Source organism: Streptomyces sp. NPDC002018 (assembly GCF_042890865.1).
Taxonomy (GTDB): Bacteria; Actinomycetota; Actinomycetes; order Streptomycetales; family Streptomycetaceae; genus Streptomyces.
Window position 1 is genome coordinate 102,167 of record NZ_JBIASO010000022.1, and the last position, 19,036, is coordinate 121,202.

At 71.1% G+C, this 19,036-nt stretch carries 19 protein-coding genes; 11 read left to right on the top strand and 8 right to left on the bottom strand.

Translation table 11 applies throughout. The annotated features are described in order from the left end of the window. Nucleotides 1-32: 32 nt before the first annotated feature. The 4 genes from ACFYYH_RS29135 to miaA all read right to left on the bottom strand — a co-directional run bounded on the left by ACFYYH_RS29135 (nt 33) and on the right by miaA (nt 4,831). Entirely contained in the window at nt 33-2,156 is a 2,124-nt protein-coding gene (locus ACFYYH_RS29135; RefSeq protein WP_388557085.1) for a RelA/SpoT family protein, read from the bottom strand. A 140-nt stretch (nt 2,157-2,296) separates the two neighbouring features. Beyond that, nucleotides 2,297-3,265 carry a diaminopimelate epimerase gene (gene dapF / locus ACFYYH_RS29140; protein ID WP_388557088.1) on the bottom strand — a complete coding sequence of 323 codons (969 nt, stop codon included), beginning with the start codon at nt 3,263-3,265 and terminating at the stop codon, nt 2,297-2,299. Nucleotides 3,266-3,329: 64 nt separating this feature from the next. Continuing rightward, the gene (locus ACFYYH_RS29145; protein WP_388557184.1) at nt 3,330-3,767 is read right to left on the bottom strand and encodes a hypothetical protein; all 438 of its coding nucleotides are present in this window, start codon (nt 3,765-3,767) and stop codon (nt 3,330-3,332) included. Between the two features lie 125 nt (nt 3,768-3,892). Then, nucleotides 3,893-4,831, bottom strand: a complete 939-nt coding sequence (miaA, locus tag ACFYYH_RS29150) for a tRNA (adenosine(37)-N6)-dimethylallyltransferase MiaA (RefSeq protein ID WP_388557091.1) — start codon at nt 4,829-4,831, stop codon at nt 3,893-3,895. A gap of 182 nt (nt 4,832-5,013) precedes the next feature. On the opposite strand from miaA, the gene ACFYYH_RS29155 reads away from it, so the two are divergent. Beyond that, nucleotides 5,014-5,292: a hypothetical protein gene (locus ACFYYH_RS29155; protein ID WP_388557093.1), complete on the top strand. Its 279-nt coding sequence runs from the start codon at nt 5,014-5,016 to the stop codon at nt 5,290-5,292. A 30-nt stretch (nt 5,293-5,322) separates the two neighbouring features. Beyond that, the gene (locus tag ACFYYH_RS29160) at nt 5,323-5,568 is read left to right on the top strand and encodes an antitoxin (protein WP_388557096.1); all 246 of its coding nucleotides are present in this window, start codon (nt 5,323-5,325) and stop codon (nt 5,566-5,568) included. A 172-nt stretch (nt 5,569-5,740) separates the two neighbouring features. Here the strand turns inward: ACFYYH_RS29160 and ACFYYH_RS29165 are convergent, their stop codons facing one another. After that, entirely contained in the window at nt 5,741-6,544 is an 804-nt protein-coding gene (locus ACFYYH_RS29165; protein WP_388557099.1) for a class III extradiol dioxygenase subunit B-like domain-containing protein, read from the bottom strand. Between the two features lie 179 nt (nt 6,545-6,723). After that, on the bottom strand, nt 6,724-8,241 hold the full coding sequence (gene miaB, locus ACFYYH_RS29170; protein ID WP_388557101.1) for a tRNA (N6-isopentenyl adenosine(37)-C2)-methylthiotransferase MiaB: 1,518 nt from the start codon (nt 8,239-8,241) through the stop codon (nt 6,724-6,726). A 130-nt stretch (nt 8,242-8,371) separates the two neighbouring features. Here miaB and ACFYYH_RS29175 point away from each other — a divergent pair, with 130 nt between their 5' ends. Continuing rightward, nucleotides 8,372-9,373, top strand: a complete 1,002-nt coding sequence (locus tag ACFYYH_RS29175) for a TAXI family TRAP transporter solute-binding subunit (RefSeq protein WP_388557104.1) — start codon at nt 8,372-8,374, stop codon at nt 9,371-9,373. A 174-nt stretch (nt 9,374-9,547) separates the two neighbouring features. Here the strand turns inward: ACFYYH_RS29175 and ACFYYH_RS29180 are convergent, their stop codons facing one another. Together ACFYYH_RS29180 and ACFYYH_RS29185 are read right to left on the bottom strand one after the other, a co-directional pair. After that, the gene (locus ACFYYH_RS29180; protein WP_388557107.1) at nt 9,548-10,939 is read right to left on the bottom strand and encodes an ATP-binding protein; all 1,392 of its coding nucleotides are present in this window, start codon (nt 10,937-10,939) and stop codon (nt 9,548-9,550) included. Between the two features lie 6 nt (nt 10,940-10,945). Continuing rightward, nucleotides 10,946-11,659, bottom strand: a complete 714-nt coding sequence (locus ACFYYH_RS29185) for a response regulator transcription factor (protein WP_388557110.1) — start codon at nt 11,657-11,659, stop codon at nt 10,946-10,948. 251 nt (nt 11,660-11,910) lie between these two features. Between ACFYYH_RS29185 and ACFYYH_RS29190 the strand changes: the two genes are divergently transcribed. The 8 genes from ACFYYH_RS29190 to ACFYYH_RS29225 all read left to right on the top strand — a co-directional run bounded on the left by ACFYYH_RS29190 (nt 11,911) and on the right by ACFYYH_RS29225 (nt 18,357). After that, nucleotides 11,911-12,696 carry an amino acid ABC transporter ATP-binding protein gene (locus ACFYYH_RS29190; RefSeq protein WP_388557111.1) on the top strand — a complete coding sequence of 262 codons (786 nt, stop codon included), beginning with the start codon at nt 11,911-11,913 and terminating at the stop codon, nt 12,694-12,696. A 158-nt stretch (nt 12,697-12,854) separates the two neighbouring features. After that, on the top strand, nt 12,855-13,694 hold the full coding sequence (locus ACFYYH_RS29195) for a glutamate ABC transporter substrate-binding protein (protein ID WP_388557114.1): 840 nt from the start codon (nt 12,855-12,857) through the stop codon (nt 13,692-13,694). 74 nt (nt 13,695-13,768) lie between these two features. Beyond that, nucleotides 13,769-14,443: an amino acid ABC transporter permease gene (locus ACFYYH_RS29200; protein ID WP_388557116.1), complete on the top strand. Its 675-nt coding sequence runs from the start codon at nt 13,769-13,771 to the stop codon at nt 14,441-14,443. Then, nucleotides 14,440-15,345: an amino acid ABC transporter permease gene (locus ACFYYH_RS29205; RefSeq protein WP_388557118.1), complete on the top strand. Its 906-nt coding sequence runs from the start codon at nt 14,440-14,442 to the stop codon at nt 15,343-15,345. The genes ACFYYH_RS29200 and ACFYYH_RS29205 overlap by 4 nt, the downstream gene beginning before the upstream one ends. Before the next feature lie 143 nt (nt 15,346-15,488). Further along, nucleotides 15,489-17,105, top strand: coding sequence for an FAD-dependent monooxygenase (locus ACFYYH_RS29210; protein WP_388557120.1), 1,617 nt, complete (start codon nt 15,489-15,491; stop codon nt 17,103-17,105). Between the two features lie 47 nt (nt 17,106-17,152). Beyond that, a complete protein-coding gene (locus ACFYYH_RS29215) occupies nt 17,153-17,224 on the top strand; it encodes a putative leader peptide (RefSeq protein ID WP_310851512.1) in 72 nt (23 codons plus the stop codon). A gap of 75 nt (nt 17,225-17,299) precedes the next feature. Beyond that, nucleotides 17,300-17,899, top strand: a complete 600-nt coding sequence (locus ACFYYH_RS29220; RefSeq protein WP_388557123.1) for a cysteine dioxygenase — start codon at nt 17,300-17,302, stop codon at nt 17,897-17,899. 38 nt (nt 17,900-17,937) lie between these two features. Further along, nucleotides 17,938-18,357: a rhodanese-like domain-containing protein gene (locus ACFYYH_RS29225; RefSeq protein WP_388557187.1), complete on the top strand. Its 420-nt coding sequence runs from the start codon at nt 17,938-17,940 to the stop codon at nt 18,355-18,357. Nucleotides 18,358-19,036 lie beyond the last annotated feature (679 nt).

Below are 19,036 nucleotides of genomic sequence, written 5' to 3' on the forward strand. Positions count from 1 at the left end.
GGTTGACGCGTGATCGCCCGGCCCCCGCGTCGTCATGCCGTGGCCGGATGCTGGGCGCGGCTGACGTCGTACACGCCGGGTACGTCGCGCATCGCCCGCATCAGACCGGACAGGCCCGCCGCGTCGGGCAGCTCCAGCGTGTAGGTGTGCCGTACGCGCTGCTCGCTGGGCGGCTCCACGGTCGCCGAGACGATCGCGGCGCCCGCCGTGGCGATGGCCTCCGTGAGATCGGCCAGCAGCCGGGGCCGCCCGAAGGACTCCACGTACAGCGTGACCTGGCACTCCGACGCGTCGCCCCAGCTCACCGGGACGGGCTCGCGGTCCAGGGCGCGCATCCGGTCCACCGCCCGGCACTCCTGCCGGTGGACCCTGACGACTCCGCCGCGCACCGGGAATCCGGTGACGGCGTCCGGCGGTACGGGGGTGCAGCAGCCGGCCAGCCGTACGGTCGCCCCCGGCAGATCCACCACGGCGTTGGCGACGCCGCGCCGGTCCGCGGTGAGGGCGTGGGACGCGCGCGGCGCGGCGTCGGGCGTGCCCACCGCTCCGGGGTGCGCCGCCAGCCATCCGGTGATCGCGATCCTGGCCGCGGCCGTACGGGCGTGGTCGAGCCATTCCGGCGAGGGGCCCGAGGCCGCGTCCTGGGCCAGCAGGAGCTGGACCGTGTCGCCGTCGCTCAGCACCGTGCTCAGGGGCGCCAGACGGCCGTTGACGCGTGCTCCGAGACAGCCGTGCGCGGCCTCGCCGTACTGCGCGTACGCGGCGTCCACGCAGGTCGCCCCGGCCGGCAGTCCCAGCAGTCCGCCCTCGGCGCGGAAGACGGTGATCTCCCGGTCCTGCGCCAGATCCGCGCGGAGCGTGGTCCAGAAGGTGTCCGGGTCGGGTGCGGCCTGCTGCCACTCCAGAAGCCGGGAGAGCCAGCCGGGCCTGGTCGGATCGGTGCGCTCGCCGTCCTGCGGCGCCGCGCCCGAGCCAGGATCCGCGCCCGGACCCGGACTCTCCGCGGGGTCGGCGCTGTCGACCGACGCGTAGGGATTGCCCAGGGCGACGACCCCGGCCTCGGCGACCTTGTGCATCTGGTGCGTACGGATGAGGACTTCGGCGACCGCTCCGTCGGGCCCGGCGACGGCGGTGTGGAGCGACTGGTACAGATTGAACTTGGGCGCGGCGACGAAGTCCTTGAACTCGGAGATCACCGGGGTGAAGCAGGTGTGCAACTCGCCCAGGACCGCGTAGCAGTCGGCGTCCTCACCGACCAGCACCAGCAGCCTGCCGAAGTCCGTGCCGCGCAGCTCGCCGCGTTTGAGCCTGGACCGGTGCACGGAGACGAAGTGCCGTGGCCGTACGAGCACTTCGGCGGGGATGCCCGCCTCGCGCAGCACGCGCCGGACGTCCTCGGAGATGGCCGCGAGGGCGTCCCCGGCGGTGGCGTTGTCCGCGATCAGGGCCCGGGTGTGCGCGTACTCCTCGGGATGGAGGATCGCGAAGACCAGATCCTCCAGCTCCGTCTTGAGCGCCTGGACGCCCAGTCGTTCGGCGAGCGGGATGAGCACATCACTGGTGACCTTGGCGATACGGGCCTGCTTCTCCGGACGCATCACACCGAGGGTGCGCATATTGTGCAGCCGGTCGGCGAGCTTGATCGACATCACCCTGACATCGTTGCCGGTGGCGACAAGCATCTTCCGGAAGGTCTCGGGTTCGGCGGCGGCGCCGTAGTCGACCTTCTCCAGCTTGGTCACGCCGTCGACCAGATAACAGACCTCCTCGCCGAACTCCGCGCGCACCTGGTCGAGCGTCACCTCCGTGTCCTCGACGGTGTCGTGGAGGAGGGAGGCGGTCAAGGTCGTGGTCTCGGCGCCCAGTTCGGCCAGGATGAGGGTCACGGCCAGGGGGTGCGTGATGTACGGCTCGCCGCTCTTGCGGTACTGCCCGCGGTGCGAACTCTCCGCGAGAACATACGCCTTGTGCAGCACGGAGAGGTCGGCGTCCGGGTGATGGGCGCGGTGCGCGTCCGCGACATGGCCCATCGCGTCCGGCAGCCGGTCCCTGGAGGCGGGCCCCAGTAACGCGGCCCTGCCGAGTCTGCGGAGGTCGATCCTGGGAAGGCCGCGTCTCCGACTGTGGGCACCAGGGTTGGTGGCCTCTGCGCTCATGGGCACCTCCGGGCAGCTTCGACCGGCGGTACGAAGAACGGGAACGCCCTCCGGGCCGGTGCTTGATGCTACCGAGCCCACCACGTGGAGCAGTCCCGCTCTCGCCCGGCGTGAAACGGATCACCCATTCGAGCGAAGCTTTACGCCGACGCCGTTTCGAGCCACGCCGGGTCGATGTGGCCCTCCGCGACGATCACGGCGGGCCCGGTCATCTCGATCTCGCCGTCCGGACGCTCCGTGATGAGCAGCCGCCCGCCGGGGAGTTCCACGCTGTACGTCACGGGGGTGCCGGTCACCGAGGGGTCGACGCCGTCCCTGCGGGCGGCGGCGACGGCCACGGCGCAGGCGCCCGTACCGCAGGAGCGGGTCTCGCCCGAGCCGCGCTCATGGACACGCATCGCGACCTGGCGCGGGCCCCGGGCCACGACGAACTCGACGTTCACCCCGTCGGGGTAGACGGACGAGGGGCTGACGCGCGGTTCGGCCAGCAGATTCCCCGCGTGGGCCAGATCCTCGACGAACGCGACCGCGTGCGGATTGCCCATGCTGACGTTACGGGCGGGCCAGGCACGGCCGCCGACGGTGACCACGGCGCTGTCCTCGGGGAGCACGGCACGCCCCATGTGGACCGTGATGTCGCCGTCGCCTTCCCCGGACCGCCCGGCCGGCCCGGAGGCCGTGGCGGCGCTCACGCCCCCGGGGGCGGCCGGGCCGTTCGCGCTCTTGGCGAGATGCACCTTCTTCACCCCGCCGCGGGTGGCCACGGCCAGATCACCGGCCGCCGCGTGACCGGCACGCTGGAGATAGCGGGCGAAGACCCGCACGCCGTTGCCGCACATCTCGGCGACGGATCCGTCCGCGTTGCGGTAGTCCATGAACCACTCGGCCTCGGCCGCCATGTCCTGTGCCTCGGGGTGCGCGGCGGACCGCACGACCCGCAGCAGCCCGTCACCGCCGATGCCGGCCCTGCGGTCGCAGAGGGCGGCCACGGCGCGCGGGGGCAGATCGATGGTGTTGTCCGGGTCGGGGACGATCACGAAGTCGTTCTCGGTCCCATGGCCCTTGAGGAAGAAGAGGGGCGCGGTCTTCGAGGTGCTCACGGGATCCATCGTACGAGCAGACACCGACACCCGCCGCCACCGGCGGCCGACCGGAGTCCCGGACGCGCCGCGCTCAGCGCAGTCGGGCGACCCGCCAGACGGCGAGGGCGACCACCGCGGCGGCCGCGGTCACATACAGGGCGATGACCCGCCAGTCGGGGCGCTCGCCGGAGGAGCGGGGCGGCAGTCCCGGCCAGGTGTGGCCGACCCGGCGGGCGGCCATCATGCCCCAGCCCGCCGCACAGCAACTGATCAGGAGTCCCAGCATGGCGACGACCGCTCCGCCGTCCCCGGTGCCGAAGGCGAGGGGGAAGGCGAACATCAGGGAGCCGATCGCGGCGAGCCCGACGATGGGCGCGAGCTGCCAGATCCGCAGCCGGCGCTGCGGACGCAGCTCGACCTCGACCTCCGGGGTCACGGTCTCCTCTTCCGGCCCGTCGGGACTCAGCCGTGGGGCGTCGTCCCGCGTGTCCGGTACCGCTGGTTCTCTGTCGCGAGGGCCGGCCTCCATCGCCACGCGCCCTCCCCATTCGGACTCCACTGGCCGATCGATGCCCGATGGTCGATCGATGCTCGATGATGGCACGCCCGGAGGGACCGCAAGGGCGTGCGGAGCGTCCCGATGCCATCACGTGATCAGGCTGTGACCGCTCGTTCGACCAACGCCAGCGCGCGGTCCGGGAGTTCCTCGCGCTGCTCCGTTCCGCCGCCCAGCCAGTGCACCCGTGAGTCGCGGCGGAACCAGGAGTCCTGGCGGCGCGCGAAGCGTTTGGTGGCCCGTACGGTCTCGGCGCGCGCCTCGTCGTCGGTGCACTCCCCCGCGAGCGCGGCGAGCACCTGCTGGTAGCCCAGCGCGCGGGACGCGGTACGTCCATGACGCAGCCCCCGGGTCTCCAGACCGCGCACCTCGTCGACGAGTCCGGCGTCCCACATCCGGTCCACCCGCTGGGTGATCCGGGTGTCCAGCTCGGGCCGCGCCACATCGACACCGATCTGAAGGGTGTCGTAGACCGCGTCATGGCCGGGCAGATTGGCGGTGAAGGGCTTGCCGGTGATCTCGATCACCTCCAGCGCCCGGACGATACGGCGGCCGTTGCTGGGCAGGATCGCCCGGCCGGCCTGGGGGTCCGCGGCGGACAGCCGGGCGTGCAGGGCGCCCGAGCCGCGCAGGCTCAGCTCCTTCTCCAGCCTGGCGCGCACCTCGGGATCGGTGCCGGGGAAGTCGAGGGCGTCGATGGCGCCCCGTACGTACAGCCCCGAGCCGCCCACCAGGACGGGGGTGCGGCCCGCCGCCAGCAGCCGGTCGATCTCCGCCCTGGCGAGCTTCTGGTACTCGGCGACGCTGGCGGCCTCGGTGACGTCCCAGATGTCCAGCAGGTGGTGCGGGATACCGGCACGTTCCTCGTCCGTCAGCTTGGCAGTTCCGATGTCCATTCCCCGGTAGAGCTGCATGGAGTCGGCGTTGACCACCTCACCGTCGAGTTGCCGGGCGAGATGGACGCCCAGATCGGACTTGCCGGCCGCGGTGGGACCGACGACGGCGATGACCCGCGGTGCGGTAGCTGCGCTTCTCACCGACCCAGTCTCGCAAACTCGCAGGCCCCTGCCCGAACGAGTTACGTGACGGCACACGTCCGGGTTCGTTGCCTGTGGGGAGGTTCCGGCCGCCGGTTCTCCGGCCGATGCCCCGGGGCATCGCGGCAGAACGCTCCGGGCGGCGCGGAATATCACCCCCACGAGTATTCTATGGAGAAGATATGGGTGTTTTTTCACGTTTTCGACGGACGTCGGTCACCGCGTCCGAGGTGTCGACCGCCGAGGCGGAGGCCGCCACCCGTACGGCCGATCCCTCGGCGGAGAACGCCGGCGGACCCGACGGGGCGGAGGCCGTGACGGAGGAGACCGGAGCGGCGGACACCGAGCCCGCCGAGGGCGACGGGACCGGGGCACCGGCCGCCGAGGGCGTGGAGATTCCGAAGCAGCAGTCGGCGGAGGCAGCGGCGGACAATGAGGCCGGGAAGAACACGCGGACATAGGCTGGTGTCTCCTCCGAGGGAAGGTGGGCCATGGGCTTCATGGATTCGTTGAAGGCCAAGATCGCTCCGGCCAGGGACAAGGTATCGGACCTCGCGCAGCAGCACGGGGGCAAGATCGAGCACGGGCTGGACAAGGCTGCCCGGACGGTCGACCAGAGGACCAAGGGCAAGTACAGCGACAAGATCGATTCGGGGACGGGCAAGGCCAAGAACGCCTTGGACCGGCTCGCCCACAAGGGCGACGGCACCGCTCCCCCGCCACCGCCCGCCTCCTGACACCCGGCAACGGCTGTCGACGGCCGCGCGGCGCCTTCGGACGCGGCGCGGCCGTCGCGTAGGAGGGCGGTCGCTCGCGACGGCCCCCGTCCTAGGCCCGCCGGGGGCCGCCGGAAGACGGGGCCCGGCTGACCGCGACCCGGCAACCCGGCAACCCGGCGATTCAGGGTCTTCAGGACCAGGTCGCGACGAGATAGCCGACGCCGTACGGCGCGGCGTCGTAGAGCAGCTCACCGCGCAGGCCCGCGCCGTCGGCCGCGCCCGCGAGGAGCTGCCACGGCGCGCGCCCCGCCGCCTTGAGCTCGGACGCCAGCTCCGCGTCCAGCGACTTCAGTGCCGCCACATCGGCCTCCGCCAGCGCCCGTGCCACCTCCGCGTCGAATGTGGCCGCCCGCTCGTCCAGATACCCCGGCGCCTTCACCGAGCGGCACGCGCTGGCGTCCCCCATCACCAGCAGTGCCACGCGCTCCGACCCCGCCGCGATCTCCTCCCCGGCTCGCACGCACCGGTCGGCGGCGAGAGGTTCCCCCACGCCGAGTCCCGAGAGCGGGGCGGCGGACCAGCGGACCCGGTCCAGGAGCCAGGCCGCCACCGAGAGAGAGGGCGGCAGCCCGCGCCGGGCGTGCTCGTCCGTGTCGGCCCCGGACTCCGTTACGGCACCGGACGCCGTTCCGGCGCCTGTTCCGGTCCGTACGTCCGTGGTCGCGGCGCCCGCGCCCGCGCCCGCTCCGCCGAGTACGACATCGACCTCCACGCCGAACCCGCGGAAGGAGCCGACGGCGCCCTGCGGATGCCGGCCCCGGCCCTCCCGCCCGGCGGGCCCGACGACGACCAGCTCATCCGGCCGGGCCGCGGCCAGTACCCCGAGGGCGTCCGTGCAGGCCGCGCGTACGGCGTCCAGTTCGGGTGCCGCCGCCGCGGCCACGGCGGGCACGAGCAGCGGCGGGCAGGGACAGACGGCAGCGGCGACCAGCATGATCGAACCCTAACCCGGCCGTGCCACGACCGGGCGTGAGCGCGGACCGGGGGCCGTGGCCCCGGCCCCCGGTCCCGCCCGGCCCACTCCGCCCCCTGCCCGCTCCGCCGTCCCACCCACCCACCCGCTCGGCCGGTCGGCCGGCCGGTCGGTCGGCCGGTCGGTCGGCCGGTCGGTCGTCAGTTGACGGCGCAGCCGCCCGTCACGGCCGGCAGCGGCGCGGGCACGCCGACCGTGGGCAGCCCCAGCAGCACCCCGGCCGGCTTCACGGTCTCGGCGGCGTTCCGCCTGTCCCAGGCGTCACCGGCACGGGTACGGCGTACCTCCCGCGTCGGTCCCTCGGCGAGCAGATGGTGCGGCGCGGCGTAGGTGATCGCGACGGTCACCACATCACCCGGGCGCACCTCCTGGTCCGGCTTGGTGAAGTGCACGAGCCGGTTGTCGGGAGCGCGCCCCGAGAGCCGGTGGGTGGCGCCGTCCTTGCGCCCCTCCCCCTCGGCGACCATGACCTCCAGCACCCTGCCGACCTGCTTCTTGTTCTCCTCCCAGGAGATCTCCTCCTGGAGGGCGGACAGGCGCATATAGCGCTCCTGGACGACCGCCTTGGGGATCTGGCCGTCCATCTCGGCGGCCGGTGTCCCGGGACGCTTCGAGTACTGGAAGGTGAACGCCTGAGCGAAGCGCGCCTCGCGCACCACCCGCATGGTCTGCTCGAAGTCCTCCTCCGTCTCACCGGGGAAGCCCACGATGATGTCGGTGGAGATGGCCGCGTGCGGGATGGCCGCGCGCACCTTGTCGATGATGCCGAGGTAACGGTCCTGCCGGTACGAGCGGCGCATCGCCCTGAGGATGGTGTCCGAGCCGGACTGGAGCGGCATATGGAGCTGTGGCATCACATTGGGCGTCTCGGCCATCGCCGCGATGACATCGTCCGTGAAGTCGCGCGGATGGGGTGAGGTGAAGCGGACGCGCTCCAGCCCCTCGACGGCCCCGCAGGCCCGCAGCAGCTTGGAGAAGGCCTCGCGGTCGCCGATGTCGGAACCGTACGCGTTCACGTTCTGGCCCAGCAGCGTGATCTCGGAGACGCCCTCGGCGACCAGCGCCTCGATCTCGCCCAGGATGTCGCCGGGGCGGCGGTCCTTCTCCTTGCCGCGCAGCGCGGGGACGATGCAGAAGGTACAGGTGTTGTTGCAGCCCACGGAGATGGAGACCCAGGCGGCGTAGGCGGATTCGCGGCGGGTCGGCAGCGTGGAGGGGAACGCCTCCAGCGACTCGGCGATCTCGACCTGTGCCTCCTCCTGGACACGCGCGCGCTCCAGGAGGACGGGCAGTTTGCCGATGTTGTGCGTGCCGAAGACGACATCGACCCAGGGCGCGCGCCGCACGATGGTGTCGCGGTCCTTCTGCGCCAGACAGCCTCCGACGGCGATCTGCATACCGGGCCGCTTGGTCTTCATGGGGGCGAGCCGGCCGAGATTGCCGTACAGCTTGTTGTCGGCGTTCTCGCGTACGGCGCAGGTGTTGAAGACCACCACATCGGCGTCCCCGTCGGCCCCCTCGGGAGCGCGGACGTATCCGGCTCCCTCCAGCAGCCCCGACAATCGCTCGGAGTCGTGGACATTCATCTGACACCCGTAGGTGCGCACCTCGTACGTTCGGTTGTCGCCCACGGTCCGGCTCCGGTCGCTGCTGCTCATGCGACAAGGGTAGGCGGTGCGCGGACGGCCTCCGGGCCCGGAGTCCCGGGGCCCGTGGACGGGCGGGCCGGGCCGTGGCGGAGAGCGGGAGGCCTGGCCCCGGCGGGGAGAGAGCTGGCAGGATCGCGGCATGTTCGCGGTTCTGTCCCGTACCCGTCGTGGCCGGCTCCTCCGGGGCGCCGCCGCGGTGGTGGTGCTGCTCGGGCTGGTGGTGTGGTGGCTGCTGCCGATCGGGGCGTCGTCGCCGAGCGGGGCCGTCACCTTCAGCACCGGGGTGACCAGCGGGGTCTACCAGCGGTACGGGTCGCTGCTCAAGGAAGACCTCGGGCGCGATCTGCCCGAGGTCTCGATAGAGCTCATGACCAGCGAGGGTTCGCAGCAGAATCTCGCGCGGGTGGCGAGCGGGGAGGCCGACTTCACCGTGGCCACCGCCGACGCCGTCGCCAAGTACCAGGAGGACGGGAAGCCGGGCGCGGGCCGGCTGCGCGGGTGCGCCCGGCTGTACGACGACTATGTGCAGCTCGTCGTGGCCAAGGACTCGAAGATCGGCTCCGTCGCCGGTCTGCGCGGCAAGAAGGTGGGGGTGGGGCAGGAGGGATCGGGCGTCCGGCTGATAGCGGACCGGGTCATGACGGCCGCGAAGCTCGACCCGAAGCACGACATCACCCCGGTCCCGGCCGGTATCGACACCATGCCGGACCTGCTCCAACGCGGAGAGCTTGACGCCTTCTTCTGGTCGGGCGGGCTGCCCACCGGGGCCGTGACGCTCCTGTGGCAGCGGTACGACATCCGGCTGGTGCCGCTGGACCCCGATCTCATCAGCAGGCTCCATGCCTCGGGTGAGGCGGCTTCCCGCTACTACCGCTCCACGGTGATACCCGCCGACGCCTACGGGGCGGCCCAGAACGGCACGGCCATCTCGACGGTCGCGGTGGCGAATCTGCTGGTCACGACCGACCGGATGGACGCCGCCCTCACGGAGGGCTTCACCCGGACCGTGATCGACAGCAGGGACCGTATCGGCAAGGAGGTCCACCCGGCGCAGCTCGTGGATCTGCGGACGGCGATCTATACGGCCCCGCTGCGGCTCCACGACGGGGCGAAGCGCTACTACCAGTCGGTCAAGCCCTGAGCGGTGGGCACGGCCCCCACTTCCGGGCACGCCCCCCTGACAAGCATGCCGTAGCACTTCCTGACGGAGCTTGCCGTAGCACTTCCGCACACACCCTCGCACTTCGTGGAGCATGCCCTGGCACGTCCTGGCACGTCCTGGAGCATGCCCTCGCACTTCCCGGCCCGTCGTCCGTCAGGACCCGGGGGACGATCTCCGGACGGTCAGCGTCACCCGCAGTCCGCGCGGTTCTCCGTGCGCGTAGCCGATCGAGCCGCCGCCCGCCGCCAGCAGCGCGTGTGAGATGGACAGGCCCAGACCCGATCCCTTGACGTTCTGATGCCGGTTGCTGCGCCAGAACCGGTCGCCGATCCTGCCCATCTCGTCGTCCGTGAGCCCGGGTCCGCCGTCATTGATGACGATCATGGAGGTTTCACCGTTACGGGCGACCGTGACCGTGACCTCTTCACCCGCCGGAGTGAACTTCAGGGCATTGTCGATGACGGCGTCCAGCGCGCTGGAGAGCGCGATCGGGTCGGTCCAGGCGGTGACCGCCGCCCGGTGCTCGGTCAGCCGGACCCCCTTCTCCTCTGCGAGCGCCCGCCAGGCGGCGACCCGCTCCGCCGCCAGTTCCCCGATGTCGGTGAGCCGCAGATCGGCGGGGGTGTGCTCGGCCAGCGCCAGATCCAGCAGATCGTCGAGGACCTGGGCGAGGCGCCTGCCCTCCGTCCGTACGGAGGCGATCTCCTCGTTCCCCGTGGGCAGTTCGAGGGCGAGCAGTTCGATCCGGAGCAGCAGCGCCGCGAGCGGATTGCGCAACTGGTGGGAGGCGTCGGCGACAAAGGCGCGCTGCTGCTCCAGCACATCCTCCACGTTGTCCGCCATCTCGTTGAACGAGCTGGCGAGGCGCCGCAGTTCCGGAGGCCCTCCGGCCGCCGCCACCCGGGAGTTCATCCGGCCCGTGGCGATGTCGTGGGTCACCGCGTCCAGCACCCGTACCGGTCTGAGCACCCAGCCCGTCAGCCGGATCGCGGCCCCCACGGCGAGCAGCATCGCCGCCGCCTCGCCCGCGGCGATCACCAGCCAGCCCGTGAGGATCCGGGAACGCATCTGCCCGGAGGGGGAGTCGGTCACCACGACGGCGACGACGTCCCCGTCCCGCACGACCGGAGAGTCGACGATGAGCCGGCGGCTCTGCCAGGGCCAGATCTGCTCGGGATCGTCGCTGCGGCGGCCCAGCAGGGCCTCCCGGAAGGACTGCCGCCCCTCCCCGGCCGCGGGTACCGTCCAGTCCCCCGGGGCGCGCGCCATGGCCTCGTCCTCGCGGTAGAAGACACCCACCCTGATCCCGTACACCTCGTGGTAGCGGGTGAGTTCCTCCTCCAGCAGATCGCGGCGCTCGCCGGTCCCCGGTCTGCCCTCGGCGACGAGCTGCGCGAGCGCGGCGACCCGCGCCGTGTCGTCGATCCGGTCCACGACGACCCGTTGCTGCTCCGCGGCCGCCACGCTCACGGCGAGCGGAAAGCCGAGGGCCAGGAGCACGCCCGCCATGAGGACGATGAGCAGGGGGAGAAGTCGGGAACTCACGGGGCGTTACGGTTCTTGACGCGGCGCCGGGACGACCAGGCGGTAGCCGACGCCCCTGACGGTCTCGATCAGGGCGGGCATCCCCAGCTTGCCGCGCAGGGACGCCACATGGACCTCGAGCGTCCGGCCGGTGCCTTCCCAACTGGTCCGCCACACCTCGCTGATGATCTGCTCGCGCCCGAAGACGACGCCGGGGCGCTGGGCCAGCAGGGCCAGCAGATCGAACTCCTTGCGGGTGAGCTGGACCGGCGTACCGTCGACACTGACCCGGCGGGTGGGCAGTTCCAGGGTGAGACGTCCGAGCCGCTGGGCGGCCTCGGCGGCCGGTCCCGGCTCCTCCTCGCTCGCGCGGCGCCGGCTGACCGCGTGGATACGCGCCAGCAGTTCACCGGTGTCGTACGGTTTGACCACATAGTCGTCCGCGCCGAGGTTCAGGCCGTGGATCCGGGACCGTACATCGGCCCGCGCGGTCACCATGATCACCGGTGTCGAGGTGATCCTCCGGATCTTCCCGCAGACCTGATAGCCGTCCTGGTCGGGCAGCCCGAGGTCGAGCAGCACGACCGCGAACGGCTCCTTGCCCGCGTTGGCGGCGGGCAGCAGGGCCTGGAGCGCCTCCTCGCCGCTCCGGGCGTGCACGACCCGGAAGCCGTGCTTGGCCAGTACGGCCGCCAGTGCCGCGGCGACATGATCGTCGTCCTCTACGAGCAGCAGTCTCACGGGCCCCCTTCATCGACGGTGACGGCAGAACGTATCTGGGCATCCACTCCGATGGCGTCGTGCCAGTCAAGAGTCTTCCCGTTACACCGAGGTTTCCGTTACCCACCCGGTACTCCTCTCAGCGCCCTGTTCACACGGAGTGTCCGGTTGCGGCCGGATCGTTATGCTCAATTTCAGCTCAGATGTGATGACGCTGGTCGCAGGGCGTGACTAGGGTCCTCCTACACCGAGGAGGACGGAGCAAGAAGCCGATGAGCGGAGTGTCAGTGACCAAGGGCACCGAGGACGCCGTGCCGGCGACGGGCGACCTGGTCGTACTGAGCAACGTGAACAAGCACTTCGGCGCGCTGCATGTGCTCCAGGACATCGATCTGACCATCGCCCGTGGCGAGGTCGTGGTCGTCATCGGGCCCTCCGGGTCCGGCAAGTCCACACTGTGCCGCACCATCAACCGCCTGGAGACCATCGATTCGGGTGAGATCTCGATCGACGGCAAGCCGCTGCCGCAGGAGGGCCGGGAGCTCGCCCGTCTGCGCGCCGATGTCGGCATGGTCTTCCAGTCCTTCAACCTCTTCGCACACAAGACGGTGCTGGAGAACGTCACGCTGGGCCAGATCAAGGTCCGCAAGGCCGACAAGAAGACCGCCGAGCAGAAGGCGCGTTCCCTGCTCGACCGGGTGGGCGTCGGCTCGCAGGCCGACAAGTACCCGGCCCAGCTCTCGGGCGGCCAGCAGCAGCGGGTCGCCATCGCGCGGGCGCTGGCGATGGACCCGAAGGTCATGCTCTTCGACGAGCCCACCTCCGCGCTCGACCCCGAGATGATCAACGAAGTGCTCGAAGTCATGCAGCAGCTCGCGCGTGACGGCATGACGATGGTCGTCGTCACCCACGAGATGGGCTTCGCGCGCTCCGCGGCGAACCGGGTCGTCTTCATGGCGGACGGCCGGATCGTCGAGGAGGCCACGCCCGACGCGTTCTTCAGCAACCCGCGCAGCGACCGTGCCAAGGACTTCCTGTCGAAGATCCTGCATCACTGATCCCGGCTCTTCATACGGCATACGGCATACGGCTCTGTCGGGCCCTGTGACTCCACCGAGTTCCATCGTTCCGCCGAGTCCCACGGCTCAACGCATCCCAGGGTTCCACCGAGTCCGGCAGAACCTGTTCGTCCACGTCTCACGAGGGAAGTTCACGCATGAAGCTTCACAAGGCAAGCGCGGCCGCCGCTGCGGCTCTCGTCCTCTCCCTGACCGCGACCGCGTGCGGCGGTGAAAGCAGCGACGACGCCGGCAGCGGCGACGGCGGCGGCAAGATCACCATCGGCATCAAGTTCGACCAGCCCGGCCTCGGTCTGAAGAAGCCCGACGGGACGTACGCGGGCTTCGACGTCGACGTCGCCACCTATGTCGCCAAGGAGCTGGGCTTCGAGGCCAAGGACATTGTCTGGAAAGAGTCGCCCAGCGCCGAGCGCGAGAACCTGATCTCCAACGGTGATGTGAAGTTCGTCGTCGCGAGCTACTCGATCAACGACGAGCGCAAGCAGAAGGTCGACTTCGCCGGCCCGTACTTCCTCGCCCACCAGGACCTGCTGGTCCGCGCGGACGACAACTCCATCACCAAGGCCGAGGACCTCAACTCCAAGAAGCTCTGTTCCGTCACGGGCTCCACCTCGGCGCAGAACATGAAGGAGAAGCTGGCTCCCAAGGCCGACCTCCAGGAGTTCGGCGGTTACTCCGAGTGCCTGACCGGTCTGGAGAACAAGGCCGTTGACGCGCTGACCACGGACAACTCCATCCTGGCCGGTTACGCCTCGCAGCAGGAGCACCAGGGCAAGTTCAAGCTCGCGGGCCTCAAGCTCAGCGACGAGAACTACGGCATCGGCCTCAAGAAGGGCGACACCGAGCTTCAGACGAAGATCAACGACGCCCTCAAGAAGATGGAGTCGGACGGCTCCTGGCAGAAGGCCGTGACGGCCAACTTCGGTCCGTCCGGCTACAAGAACGAGCCTGCCCCGGCGATCACCGAAGGCAGCTGAGACAGGAGTGACGCGCCGCCGGCCCGTTCGGCGGCGCGTACCGACCAGCCAACCAGGGGAGAGCGCGGGGCATCGTGTTCGACTTTCTTGATTCCGGGCAGTACGACCTGCTCGGCGCCTTCTGGGTGACGGTGCAGCTCACCCTCTACTCCGCAGTTGGTTCTCTCATATGGGGAACGCTGCTGGCCGGGATGCGTGTCAGTCCCGTGCCGCTGATGCGTACCTTCGGTACCGCGTATGTCAATCTCGTCCGCAACACGCCCCTGACCGTGGTCATCGTCGCCTGTTCGCTGGGGCTCGGCCAGACCCTCCAGATCACCCTCGGCGGCCAGGACTTCAAGACCATGGGGTTCCGGCTCGCCATCCTGGGACTGGTCGCCTACACCGGCACCTTCGTCTGTGAGTCGCTGCGCTCCGGCATCAACACCGTGCCCGTGGGCCAGGCGGAGGCGGCCCGCGCGCTGGGGCTGAGTTTCTTCCAGGTGCTGACCCTGATCATCCTTCCGCAGGCGTTCCGTTCCGTGGTGGCGCCGCTGGCCAATGTGCTGATCGCACTGACCAAGAACACCACGGTCGCCTCGGCGATCGGTGTCGCGGAGGCCTCGGCCCTGATGAAGACAATGATCGAGAACGAAACCAGCGCGCTCTTCGCGGTCTTCGCCGTGTTCGCCTTCGGATTCATCGTTCTCACCCTTCCGACCGGTCTGATCCTGGGCTGGGTCAGCAAGCGAGTGGCGGTGAAGCGATGAGTGCCACGTCCGTTCTCTACGACGCCCCCGGTACCCGCGCCAAGCGGCGCAACGTCCTGTACACGATCGTGTTCCTGGTCCTCTTCGCGCTCGCCGCGTGGTGGGTGCTGGCCACCATGGCCGACAAGAACCAGCTCGCGGCGGAGAAGTGGAGCCCGTTCGTCTCGGACTCCAAGGTGTGGACGACCTATCTGCTGCCGGGACTTGGCGAGACGCTCAGGGCCTCGGCGCTGGCCATCGTGATCGCCCTGCCCTTCGGCGCGCTGCTCGGTGTCGGCCGGCTCTCCGACCATGTCTGGATCCGGGTCCCGGCCGGGGTCGTCGTCGAGTTCTTCCGGGCCATTCCGGTCCTGCTGATGATGATCTTCGCCGCTCAGCTCTACCGGCAGTTCACCGATGTCTCCTCGGATCTGCGGCCGTTGTACGCCGTGGTCACGGGCCTGGTGCTGTACAACGCCTCGGTCATGGCCGAGATCGTACGGGCCGGGATCCTCTCGCTGCCGAACGGCCAGATCGACGCGGCGAAGGCCATAGGCATGCGCAAGGGCCAGGCCATGACCTATGTGCTGCTGCCGCAGGCGGTGACCGTGATGCTGCCCGCGCTGGTCAGCCAGCTCGTGGTGATCGTCAAGGACACCGCGCTGGGCGGCGCGATCCTCGGTCTGCCCGAACTCCTCTCGCAGAACCGCACGATCACCGCGAACTACGGTGCCAACACCATCGCCGCCTTCGCCGTGATCGCGCTGATCTACATCGTGCTGAACTTCCTGCTCACCACCTTCGCCGGATGGCTGGAGCAGCGGCTGCGCCGGGGCAAGAAGAGCACGGGCGCCGTGCTGAGTGCCGATGATGCGCAACAGGCCAGCATTCCGGGCCGTGGCCCGGACGGCGGAGGCGCCTGAGGCGGACGGGACAGGGGGTGTACGCGCCGCTCAGGCCGTCGCTTGACGCAAGCACCCCCAATAGGTTGCATACGTTGTGTGATCACGTACCGGGCTCCTACCGCCCTTGACCGCAAGACCGTACGGGCCGGAGGGGTCGCGCCGTGGACCCGGTGATCGTCGCCGGCGCGGGCCCCGTCGGACTCGCGCTCTCCCTGGCCCTCGCCGCCCAGGGAGTCCCGGCCGTCGTTCTCGACGAGGGGACGGGTACGGACGAACAGCGTCCCGCCCGTACCGCCATACTGCGGCCCGACACCACCGCCCTGCTGGCCCGGCTCGGCTGCACCACCCTCGCCGAGGAGGGCACCCACTGGACCGGCTGGCGTCTGATGCGGCGCAAGCAGCTCATGCGGGAGCTGCCGCTCGGCGGTGAGGACGGCGCTCCCGCGCCCCTGCACATCCCGCAGCACGCCCTCGCGCGCGGGCTGCGGGACGCCATCGCCGGCCAGGAACTCGTACGCCTGGTGACCGGCAGCCGGCTCGACTCGCTGGAGCAGGACGACCGCGGGGTCACCGTCCACACACGCGGGCCGGGGGCGACCTGGTGGCGCGGCAGCCATCTCGTGGGGTGCGACGGCGCCAGGTCCACGGTCCGCAAGCTGCTCAACATCCGCTTCCCGGGGCGTACGGCGGTGGAGCGGCACGCCGTCGCCGCGCTCCGTGTCGATCTTCCCTGGCCCGGTGAGGCGCTGCTGCACCGTCAGCCGCCCTGGCCCAGCGGCGGCGAGGAGGTCTCCGCCAGGCCCCTCGCGGACGGGGTGTGGCGGCTCGACTGGCTGCTGCCCGCGCGCGGCGAGCTGGTCACCCCCGACGCGCTGATCACACGTTTACGGGACACCCTGGCCGGCTGGTGCGGCGCGACACCGCCGTACGAGCTGCTCGACACGGGCGTCTACACGCTGCACCACCGGCTCGCCAAGCGCTGGCGGGTGGGGCGGGCGTTCCTCGCCGGGGACGCGGCCCATCTGCTGGGCGCGGTGGGCACCCAGGGGCTGGACGAAGGCCTGCGCGACATCTCCAACCTCGCCTGGAAGGTGGCCGAGGACTGGCACCGCGGGGCCACGGAGGTCCTGCTGGACAGCTACCAGGCGGAGCGGCGCACCGCTGTGGCCTCACGGCTGCGCGCGGCCGACCAGTCGCTGCCGATACTGCGGGGCGGCGGCGGGCTGCGGACCTATATGCCGGGCACGCGTGGACATGACACCCTGCTCGCCGACGGGCATCTGGGGCACGGGCCATTGGGAGCACCGCCCTCGTATCCGCACTCCCCCCTCGCGCCCCCGTACGCCGAGGCGCATACGGCCGTGGGCACGCCCCCGGGCGGTCCGGTCGCGAATGTGCTGGTCACGGCGCCGGACGGGACGACCGTACCGCTCGCGGACCGGCTCGGACGGGGACAGCTCCTGGTGGTGCTGGTCGCGCCCGGTACGGGGGTCTGGGACCGGCGGCACTGGCTGACGGCCGGGGTGATGCCCCGGCTGGCGGCGGCGGTGGACGCCCTGCCGGTACGGGCGGAGCTGCTGGTCACCGAGGCGTATCCGGGCGCGTCCGCACACAGTGTGCTGCTGGTACGGCCGGACGGGCACCTGGTCGCGGCCTTCGGCGGGGTGCGCCCCGCCGATCTCTACGCGGCGGCCGACGCGGCGCGCGGAGGCCCTCCCTCCGCTCGCTCCCGGCCGTCCGAGCCGACATCCCCTGACCGCACTGCGAACATCAATTGACCGACGCGGGCGCACATGGTGTACTCCGGAACGTGACTGACACCGATGTGCGCCTGTGGCGGAGGGTCCATATGGACCTGCTCCGCTACGCGGGCTGCGTGTGTCGCCCGTCCTGTTGATTCGCCCTTTCTCTTCACGCGCTCGCCGCGCCCGTCGCGGCAGCACATTCACGCGAACCTCCCAGGACGGTCACCATGTCTCTCCCTGTACGTACCTCCGCGCCGGACGCCGGCACCACCGCCGGACCCTCCACCGCTGCCGCCTCCACCGCCGCGCCTTCCGGCGCCTCCGCGCCGGCCTCCGGCCCCACCCCCGCCGAGCTGCTCGACTTCGTCCGCACGACGGCCTCCGACACCGATCTGATCTCCTCGCTCCCCCTCGATCCCGAGGGGCGTACCTGGATCCGCCTCGACGGTCCCGCGGGCAGCGAGGCCTGGCTGATCGGCTGGCCGCCCGGCACGGGTACCGGCTGGCACGACCACGGCGGCTCGCACGGGGCCTTCGCCACGGCGACGGGCACGCTCAAGGAGGACTCGCTGGCGGCGCGGCTGCCCACCGAGGGGTGGAAGACCCTGGAGCTGGCCGAGGACGTCGACCGTGAGCGCAGGCTGACGGCGGGCGAGGGCCGCGCGTTCGGCAGGCACCATGTGCACGAGGTACGCAACGAGTCCGGGGACGAGCACGCCATCTCCGTCCACGCGTACTTTCCCCCGCTGCCGCTGATGCGGCGTTACAGCCGCACGGGCGCCGTGCTCCGCCTTGAGCACGTCGAGCGCCCGGAGGAGTGGCAGTGAGCGGGCGGACGGCGAGCGACGGCGCGGGGACCGGGCAGGTGGCGGCGGAGCGGGTCGGCGGCGCGCCGGCCGGGACCGGGCCGGTGGGAATAGACGAGCTGCTGGAACGGGTCCGTGAGGACCTGGACCGGATAGGACCGCGGGAGGCCTTCGAGGCCGCCGCGGAGGGCGCGCTGCTGGTGGACATCCGGTACGCGGCGCTGCGGGACCGTGACGGGCTGATACCGGGAGCGCTGGTCGTCGAGCGCAACGAGCTGGAGTGGCGGCTCGACCCGCAGGGCAGCCATCGTGCCGCCGAGGCCACCAGCCACGATCTGCGGGTGGTCGTGGTCTGCAACGAGGGGTATGCGTCGAGCCTGGCCGCCGTCTCCCTGCGGGCGCTGGGACTGCACCGCGCGACCGACCTCGTCGGGGGCTTCCAGGCGTGGAAGGCCGAGGGACTGCCGGTCACCCGGTGAGTGCCTGATCACTGCCGGGGTGCCGTCCCCTCGGCCGGCTCCTCGGCCGGACACAGGGGCGAGACACAAGGGCGAGCGGGGTGACCACCGCCGCCATGCGGGTGGCATTCGCCCGGACATTCCCGGCCCCCGACCAGCCATCGGCCGGCCGCCGGGGCCGGTGATCCGTGGCGAGACCGCGCCCGAGAGGACCAGCACGGTCGCAAGAGGACCAGCACGGTCGATCACCACGTCGCCGGACGCTGTGCGCGGCCCGCGATGAGCACGCAGGGGGCGTGCGGCGGACTCCCAGGTGTGTCCGTATCCGGGCCGATCACTTCGGCCGGTCAACCGCCGGGCGGAAGAGATCAGTTCGGGCACGGCCCGGATCGTGCCGCGTGAGCTGGGAAACCGTCCGCCCACGCGCCGAGCAGGTCACTCCCGCGCCGCGCCCGCTCGAAGAGATCCAGGTCGGCGGCGTACGCGTGACGGTGCAACTCGTCCCCGACGAGCCGCGTCTCGGGGGTCTGACGGCCGCGCGGCGGAAAGCGCCGGCCGCCCGGTCTGCTCGGCGAGGCCGTGGCGTGCGGGCTCGTGCAAGTGGTAGCTGGTGGCCCCGGTGTTGAGCTCCCGCGCACGACCGTGCCCCGGTCGCCCGGCAGGGCAGTCCCGCGAGCCCGTGGGATCCGGACGAAGACGC

What these genes read in the sequence shown, in the direction of transcription:
- ACFYYH_RS29135 (WP_388557085.1), bottom strand. Translation starts at nt 2,156, where the DNA reads ATGAGCGCAGAGGCCACCAACCCTGGTGCCCACAGTCGGAGACGCGGC.
- dapF (WP_388557088.1), bottom strand. Translation starts at nt 3,265, where the DNA reads ATGGATCCCGTGAGCACCTCGAAGACCGCGCCCCTCTTCTTCCTCAAG.
- ACFYYH_RS29145 (WP_388557184.1), bottom strand. Translation starts at nt 3,767, where the DNA reads ATGGAGGCCGGCCCTCGCGACAGAGAACCAGCGGTACCGGACACGCGG.
- ACFYYH_RS29155 (WP_388557093.1), top strand. Translation starts at nt 5,014, where the DNA reads ATGGGTGTTTTTTCACGTTTTCGACGGACGTCGGTCACCGCGTCCGAG.
- ACFYYH_RS29160 (WP_388557096.1), top strand. Translation starts at nt 5,323, where the DNA reads ATGGGCTTCATGGATTCGTTGAAGGCCAAGATCGCTCCGGCCAGGGAC.
- ACFYYH_RS29165 (WP_388557099.1), bottom strand. Translation starts at nt 6,544, where the DNA reads ATGCTGGTCGCCGCTGCCGTCTGTCCCTGCCCGCCGCTGCTCGTGCCC.
- miaB (WP_388557101.1), bottom strand. Translation starts at nt 8,241, where the DNA reads ATGAGCAGCAGCGACCGGAGCCGGACCGTGGGCGACAACCGAACGTAC.
- ACFYYH_RS29175 (WP_388557104.1), top strand. Translation starts at nt 8,372, where the DNA reads ATGTTCGCGGTTCTGTCCCGTACCCGTCGTGGCCGGCTCCTCCGGGGC.
- ACFYYH_RS29190 (WP_388557111.1), top strand. Translation starts at nt 11,911, where the DNA reads ATGAGCGGAGTGTCAGTGACCAAGGGCACCGAGGACGCCGTGCCGGCG.
- ACFYYH_RS29195 (WP_388557114.1), top strand. Translation starts at nt 12,855, where the DNA reads ATGAAGCTTCACAAGGCAAGCGCGGCCGCCGCTGCGGCTCTCGTCCTC.
- ACFYYH_RS29205 (WP_388557118.1), top strand. Translation starts at nt 14,440, where the DNA reads ATGAGTGCCACGTCCGTTCTCTACGACGCCCCCGGTACCCGCGCCAAG.
- ACFYYH_RS29220 (WP_388557123.1), top strand. Translation starts at nt 17,300, where the DNA reads ATGTCTCTCCCTGTACGTACCTCCGCGCCGGACGCCGGCACCACCGCC.